The sequence below is a fragment of the Sinorhizobium sp. 7-81 genome (genome assembly GCF_030124405.1).
Classification (GTDB): Bacteria; Pseudomonadota; Alphaproteobacteria; order Rhizobiales; family Rhizobiaceae; genus Sinorhizobium; species Sinorhizobium psoraleae.
On the sequence record NZ_JASKLT010000024.1, the window covers coordinates 36,609 to 43,597 of the forward strand.

General features: G+C 58.7%; 6 protein-coding genes. All 6 read right to left on the minus strand.

Annotated features, from left to right (window positions below):
- Positions 1-2: 2 nt before the first annotated feature.
- Positions 3-1,067 carry an efflux RND transporter periplasmic adaptor subunit gene (locus QN224_RS31420; RefSeq protein ID WP_283979851.1) on the minus strand — a complete coding sequence of 355 codons (1,065 nt, stop codon included), beginning with the start codon at positions 1,065-1,067 and terminating at the stop codon, positions 3-5.
- Between the two features lie 739 nt (positions 1,068-1,806).
- Positions 1,807-3,231 (minus strand): radical SAM family RiPP maturation amino acid epimerase, encoded by a 1,425-nt coding sequence (locus QN224_RS31425; protein ID WP_283979857.1) that lies wholly within the window; start codon positions 3,229-3,231, stop codon positions 1,807-1,809.
- Between the two features lie 210 nt (positions 3,232-3,441).
- A complete protein-coding gene (locus QN224_RS31430) occupies positions 3,442-3,804 on the minus strand; it encodes a hypothetical protein (RefSeq protein ID WP_283979852.1) in 363 nt (120 codons plus the stop codon).
- Between the two features lie 213 nt (positions 3,805-4,017).
- Complete coding sequence (locus QN224_RS31435) at positions 4,018-4,476, minus strand: hypothetical protein (protein ID WP_283979853.1); 459 nt, start codon at positions 4,474-4,476, stop codon at positions 4,018-4,020.
- A gap of 167 nt (positions 4,477-4,643) precedes the next feature.
- Complete coding sequence (gene hemN / locus QN224_RS31440; protein ID WP_283979854.1) at positions 4,644-6,086, minus strand: oxygen-independent coproporphyrinogen III oxidase; 1,443 nt, start codon at positions 6,084-6,086, stop codon at positions 4,644-4,646.
- Positions 6,087-6,739: 653 nt separating this feature from the next.
- Positions 6,740-6,970 (minus strand): EAL domain-containing protein, encoded by a 231-nt coding sequence (locus QN224_RS31445; protein ID WP_336621138.1) that lies wholly within the window; start codon positions 6,968-6,970, stop codon positions 6,740-6,742.
- Between the last annotated feature and the right edge of the window lie 19 nt (positions 6,971-6,989).

A 6,989-nucleotide genomic window follows, 5' to 3' on the forward strand; every position in this document is an offset into this window, starting at 1 on the left:
CCTTACTCGGCGATATTCACGAGGTCGTTGTCCGACAGAAATGCTCCGCCGGACGCCACGATGCTCGTGGACTGATCTGTGCCGGAGACAATCTCGACTTCGCCGTTGTTGCGGCGGCCCGTCTCCACCCGGACCCGCCGTGCGCGCTTGTCTGCGCCAACCGTGAAGACATAGTTGAGACCGTCGCGGAACACGATCGCCGTCTCCGGAACCGTGACGGCCGAAGTTGTCTTTAATTCGATGCTGCCGGTGAAATAAAGACCGACACGCGGATGAACACCGGTGGGAAGCATTACATAGACTGTCGCGCGGCCGGTATTGGTGCTGACAGACGGTCCGATAAGCCTCACCTTGCCTTGAATGGGGCGCTCATCCGGGCCGTTGATCTCGACGCTCAGTCCTTCCGAAATGCGTGGCAGGTAGCGCGCCGAAACTTCGGCCTGCCACTCGACGCGCTGTTGACGGACTAGGCGGAACAGCTCGGTGCCAGTCGAGACGACTGCACCGAGCTCCGCGCTGCGTGACGTTATCAGCCCGTCGTCTACGGCGGTGACCGTCGTCTGAGCGAGCTTGATCTTTTGGCTGTCGAGCGCGGCCTGTTCGAATTCGAGGCTAGCTATGGCCTTCTGCTCGTCAGTTAGACGCTCGGCGATCTTCTCGTCCGAAACTGCTCCCGAGGCGCGGAGCTGCCGGGCTCGCTCGGCGTTCGCCTTGGCCTTTGCAAGATTTGCTTTGGCGGTCTCGACGGCCGCCGCCTGCTTTCGAAGGTCCGCCAGAATGCTCTCCCGAGAAAGCCGGACCAGCGTCTGCCCCTTTGTCACAACCGATCCGACATCTACCAGGACTTCGGTTATGCGAAGGCCGCTCATCTCGGAGGCGATGACCGCCTCCTGCCAGGGCTTCAGCCAACCGCTTGCAGGAACGGTTTCCGGCCAGTCCCGTGTCGCCGGTGTCACCACTGAGACGGTTAGGGCGGGTGCTGCCGGCTGATCCGCCATGGCAATCCCGAAGGGAAGCAATCCTGCGCAGACAAGGAACGTGGCGAGTGGGATAGACGGCTTTCTCAAATATGAATCCTCGAAATTCACGAAATGCCACTACGCCAATCCACGCCAGCGTAATGGAGCTGTGCCTTTGCTTGATCTCGGTACGGCGCGAGGCCTTAATCCCCTGGCCGAGGTCGTCGTGTTCACGAGTAGCAGCCAAACCCCAACAATGCATTCAAAGCCCTGCGTCATCAAAGCCCCGGGCGGCCTTGGAGAGATTGTCCGAGGGAAGGGTGTTGAATAAGGCTGACCAGCCGGTTATTGGCGGCGTCGAGCCGCCGAAGCCGGATTGAGAGACCGTCTGACAGACTGCTCAGGCGCAGCAATGACACCTTCAGCGCTGCGCGGACATTGCCGGTCTCTACCCACTCCCTGTTTTTTCTCGCCGCTTCGCCCCAGCCCTCACACTCCCCCTGACCCTCCTCGGCAACGCAGACCTCCAGGAACCTCGTCGAGCCTGCCGAGGACTGCGAGGGCAAGTCTTGTGGGATTGTCGGGGGCGCCGACGGAGGGCGTACGCGCGGCGGCGGGGAACAGCTGGGGCGGAGAGACCTCGCCCGCAGTGTTGTTCGCAAGTATAACCTTCGCCCGGCCAGGGCTGTCCTGTGTTCACCAATGTCGTGTCTTCGGTAGCGTTATCAAGAGAGTGCATGCGAGTGCGCCCCGGGCCGTGCCTCCCATTCATTCCACTGTCCTTCGGATCAAGGCTTCTTCATGCAACACGCCGCATCATCCGCAAAATCGATTGTTTGGATGGGCATCATTCATTCAATGGATGGACTAGGTGAGGCCGCCCTTCGATGCGGCGCGTCAGCCTGTCGCCAGTCTGCCAAGCGAAGCGGTCATCAAGGTCCTCTTCGATTACTCCCGCCGCGTATAACTGGTCGAGCAGGTCTGCGACTGCAAGTACACTCGTTCCGTCCGTCGTGGCCCGCATAACGAGCTCCGAGGCTGTGCAGTTACCGCGCTCGATTAGTTGCCCAATGGAGATCGGAGCGACGTCGTCGAGCACCCGGTGTTCAATGCTGCGTGAGCGGAGATGGAAGTACCGGTTTCCTGCCTTGTATTGCAGGTCCCTGCGGAAGCGGATCGGCAGGTCGGGGGGTGGGCTCTCGAGCATATGCTGATCTATCATGCTTTGCAGCCCGGTCCGGAACTCGTCAGGCGTCCTGAAGAAACGTTGACCCACGATGCGGTACCCGAGAGGCCAGCGTTCGCTACCCGGTACCGGTGTCACCAGTTGTAAGCGTCCCTGCTGCATATTCACGAGGAAGCCCGAAACACAGGCGATCGTCGTGTGGGAGTGCTCCGTCAAGGTGATTGCTTCATCTTTGTTGGCGACCCTGAGCTTCTCCCTCCTCTCCCGCGCGCGCCCGGTGAAAGCCTTTGCGGTCGGCGCCTCCTTGCTGTGCTGGATCAGTTCAACTCCTAGAAGCTCTTCAGGCGAAAACGCCTCGTGAATCTGATTTAGATGTGCTGTGCTCAGCACGGAGAAACGGTTCATCGTCGTGCCATAAAGGTTGAAGAGTCCTAGCACGCGCCTGGTGAGTGCCTCATCCTTCAACGGGGCGGCCGTTGTTGTTTGCGGCAATGCGCCCGTGATCTGATAGTAGTCGAACAGAAAGTGGTCGTAGTCTGGGTTGTCCATCGGTTCTGTGGCCCAATAGCAGAAGCCAGTGCGGGCTGCCGAACCGAACATCTCGCTCGCAACACCGACTACGCCACGCCAAAGCTCTGCATGCTCTTTGCTATAGTCGTAGTAGCCTTTGAAACGATTGGCCGAGAGGCCACAGAACCAGCAACCGACGGTGCAGCCTTCGCTCAGCTCGAAAGCGATGATGGGGTGCGTGACCGACGGCGCCGATCCGCCCAGTTCGTCGTTACAGCGACGGATTTGGCGCTCGCGCCAGGCATGAAAGCGAGGGTTGAAAATCGACATTTCCCCTTCATCGCGCAGCAGGTCGCGATGGCGCAACATCTGCCGCATATGCTCGTCCCACATCATAGCCAGTGGCCACGGGGCAGACTCTGGCTTGAAGCGGTATTGGAGGTGGTCACCGCGCCAGAGCGGCAGCATCTCCATTGGGTCAACTTCGATGCCGTACCGCTCTGTTACCGCTCGAGGGGCGTCGACGTTCTCCAAAAGCGCCCTGCGGAACTTGATGTCACCAGCTAGCCGCTCCATGAAGCGCTTGACGTGTGACAATGTACGCCGCTGCTCGGGCGTGTGCCGGTCAAGAATCTGTCGCACGTGATCGCCCGGAGGGTACGGGTGAGCCCTTGAAGCGGCATCTTGTAGGCCTGATGACATGATCTCATCCTCGACGAGGTTTGTTTTCATGTTCTCTTCGCAGCGGCTCGTCCCGAGCGAATGGGGTCAGAGGTAGAAATTGCGTCAGGTCGTGACCACAACAACAATTACAACAAGTACAACGACCGCGGCGAAACTAGGGAACTTTTCCGCGAGTTGCGCAGGGTTCGTGAGCACGTCCGTAGCGGAACTAGCCAGCGCGGTGGTCTGTATAAGGGTCGGTCCATGCTTGCGGCCCGCAATTGCGTCGAGCTTCTTACTAGTTAACTTCTGTCGACCGCCCAGTCGAGCGTACCTTCTAACCTCGTCAAGCGTGATGTTGTAGTCGAGGCTCTTTCCGATCTCTACAATCGATGCAAGACCTGTCGCACGTTGTTTGACCGTTTCAATCAGACTACCGTTTTTCCCTAAATCGTCGACGAACCGCTCTACATCAGTTAGCTGCATGGCTAATCTCTCCCGCCTCTGCTCGACTGTTGCCAAACTCCCAGCGTCGCTCGCAAGCGATCGGTGAATGCCGTGAACAAAGCAAGCGGCGTACCAATCTGAAAATCTCTGATTTCGTGGTGTCTGACCGCGCGCATTGTCAGCTTGCCGACGTTTTTGAGTCCGAACCGACAATCGGCCCGCCCCAAGATGACGACAACCGCAATTCCTGAGTCAGCCGGCGCTGGTGTCGGCGTTCCTGTAAGCTATCCAGCTGGAATATTGATCACCGAGCGCAGCGCGAAGACCGCTCGAGGTGCTAGGCAGCATGGTATGCAGCATCTGGTGGCAAGCACTCGACCGCTCTGCCCGATGGATCGAAATAGACGGGTGGTCGATTATGGCGAAACCGAATCCGCTCAGAAACAGCACACTGGAATCGGCGCTTTGAAGGCCGAGGGTGCCTCGCGCCATTTGAAACGTGTTTGAATCCATACCAACGGCGCGAACGACCTCGTTACGCCATCCGGTATTTTGGTCGTTGACCGCCTGCTGAACTGAACCAATAGCGAGCTTTAAGATCACGTTTCGTTGAAGAATTCCTCCGTGCTCGCCCCGGATCTTCGGGGTGTTGCCACTATCTCGGTTATTGGAACGGGTGCAAAATAGCGTTTTAAGGTCTGCAAGGTCCAACCCCTCATGGCGCAGGACAAAAGTCAGATGTCCGATTAGATCGGCATAGGGAACGTGCCGCGGCGTGTAGATATTTCAGTCGTCAGCCTGATAAACTTTGTGACGTGGGCCAATCGCCGCCAGTGCCCGCGGCAGCGGGAAACCGAGCAAATCGAACGGTCACGGTGCTAGTAGGGTGAGCGGTCGAGATAAGCGTCAAATGCGGCAGCAACGACGCGCATCAAGAAGCGGTGCTCCTGCCTCACGCGAATGAGCCCCTTTTCGATGTGCACTATCCCGTTCTCGGCGAGCATCCCCAAGCGCTCCGCTGAATTGAGAAAAGGGGTCGGATCAAGTCCGTAGGCGGCGCAGATTGCCGGCACGTTGGCCTCCAAATCGCACATTAGCCGCTCGATAATAGCGGCTCGCACGCGATCGTCGTTGGTGAGACGGTAGCCTCTTGATGTCCCCAGGTGGCCAGCTGCGATCTGTCGGCTATACGAACTCTGTGCGACTTCGTTCTGGACATAGCCTCCGCCCAGACGCCCGATCGCCGACGCGCCAAAGCCGATCACGGTTTGGCAGGTATCGGCCGAGTAACCCAAGGAATTGCGCCGCAGACGCCCGGCTCTCTGCGCCAGCGCCAACTCGTCGTCCGGCAAGGCGAAATGGTCGAGCCCAATTGGGCAATAGCCGGCGGCAACCAGCGTATTGGCCACCGCCGCTGCCTGTTCAGCGCGGGCAGCCACGTCCGGGAGTGCGGTCTCATCGATTAGCCGCTGATTTTTTCTATAAGATGGAACATGCGCGTAGCCGAACACCGCAAGCCTGTCGGGGCGCATCGCGAGTGCTGTCGTCGCGCTCTGGACACAGGACTGCACTGTTTGATGCGGGAGACCGTACATGAGGTCGAAATTGATACGGCTTACACCGTGCTTGCGCAGGTTTTCGACGGCAGCCGTCACCTGCGCCTCGCTCTGGACTCGGTTGATCACCTTTTGAACAATTGGATCGAAGCTCTGCACGCCGAGGCTCGCGCGGTTCACCTCGGCTGTTTCTAAGGCTTCGGCCATTTCGGTCGTAAACGTGCGCGGGTCGATCTCGACTGCGACCGAGGCCGTATTCTTGAACGTGAAGCGGCTGCGCAGGAATTCCATTAGGGCGAGAAACTCCGCCGGTGGCATGATGGTCGGTGTTCCGCCGCCGAAATGCACGTCGCTCACGGGCAGCGCCTGCGGCGCTTGCTCCGCGACCAAACGGATTTCCTCACGTAGTACCGCCAAGTAATTGAGGATCGACGCATCCCGACGAGTGATGCTAGTAGGAAAACCACAGTACCAGCACATTGACCGACAGAATGGAACGTGGAGATAGAGCGACACAGCGTCCTCAGGTGGCAGGCCCTTCAGCCATTTCTCGTAAGCCTTGGCCCCGACCGCCGGGGAAAACTCGGGGACAGTGGGATAGATGGTGTACCAAGGCAGGCGGGCATCATAATACTTTGCATGGACGGAGGTCGGCCGCGCAATGCTGGATGACTTTTGTGTCGAATCGGAGCGAGAGGAGGCCCCACGCGTCCTTTCCCTTTGGATCAAATGTGATCCCATGCCCATGCTTTTGCCGTCAGGCATCACTGTCTTCCCCCATCTGAATGTCAGTCGGCACTGCCCGCAGCCTTTCGACAATAGGTTCAAAATTGATGCCAACTCTGTCGACGATGTTGAAAGTATCGCCAGACTGCCTGAGATAGCCAACTGGGCTGAAATAAGAGCCGACAATTGCTGTCGCACATTCGACAAATACGACATAGGCATCTTCGGCTGACGACAATCGTCTGGTGCAGATGGGGACCTCCTTTCGACGGCTGTTGCTCACAGCCGCCAGAGCCGGACTGATGGGAGAGGCTGTCCGTGCTCTGCATCTGAACAAGCAATCGTCGTTCCAGTTCTTTGGTCAGCGGTCACGACCGGACGTCGCCCCGTGCCGTGCGCCAGTCGTAGATCAAGGCGAGCTCGAAAGCCGGTGCGTCATCGCCGTATTTTGCTCGACCACGGCATTGTCCTGTTGGTCACTCCATTAAGCTGCAGGATGGGCTGATCGATGTGCTGCCGATCGTTTTTCCTGATCGCGAGCGTCGCCGTCGGGTCACGGTCGCTTCGCAATCACCTCGAGTATCTCCGCAGCGCGCAGAGGGCGTGCGAACAGGTAGCCTTCGCTTCATCGAAGCCTTCTGCCTTGATGGCCTCGAGCTGGGTCTCAGTCTCCACGCCTTCGATGGTCGTTGTTATTGCCAGCGCGCGACCAATTCCGGCGACCGCTCTGATGATCGAATGAATTCGGCTGGGGACACAGGGCCTCTTTGTGGATGCGTCCATCGCACGAGCGCCTCACAGGTGGTGATGTGGCCGGTGTGGAGGTTGACCAGCGGCTGGTAATGGACTTCCAGCTCGCCATTGACAAGGGCGCGCCGAAGGGAAACCTTCATCTGCTCTCTTGTCTGGAGATGCGCGTCCATGCCCGGCTGATACTCCACG

What these genes read in the sequence shown, in the direction of transcription:
- QN224_RS31445 (WP_336621138.1), bottom strand. Translation starts at nt 6,970, where the DNA reads ATGGACGCGCATCTCCAGACAAGAGAGCAGATGAAGGTTTCCCTTCGG.
- QN224_RS31425 (WP_283979857.1), bottom strand. Translation starts at nt 3,231, where the DNA reads ATGGAGCGGCTAGCTGGTGACATCAAGTTCCGCAGGGCGCTTTTGGAG.
- hemN (WP_283979854.1), bottom strand. Translation starts at nt 6,086, where the DNA reads ATGCCTGACGGCAAAAGCATGGGCATGGGATCACATTTGATCCAAAGG.
- QN224_RS31430 (WP_283979852.1), bottom strand. Translation starts at nt 3,804, where the DNA reads ATGCAGCTAACTGATGTAGAGCGGTTCGTCGACGATTTAGGGAAAAAC.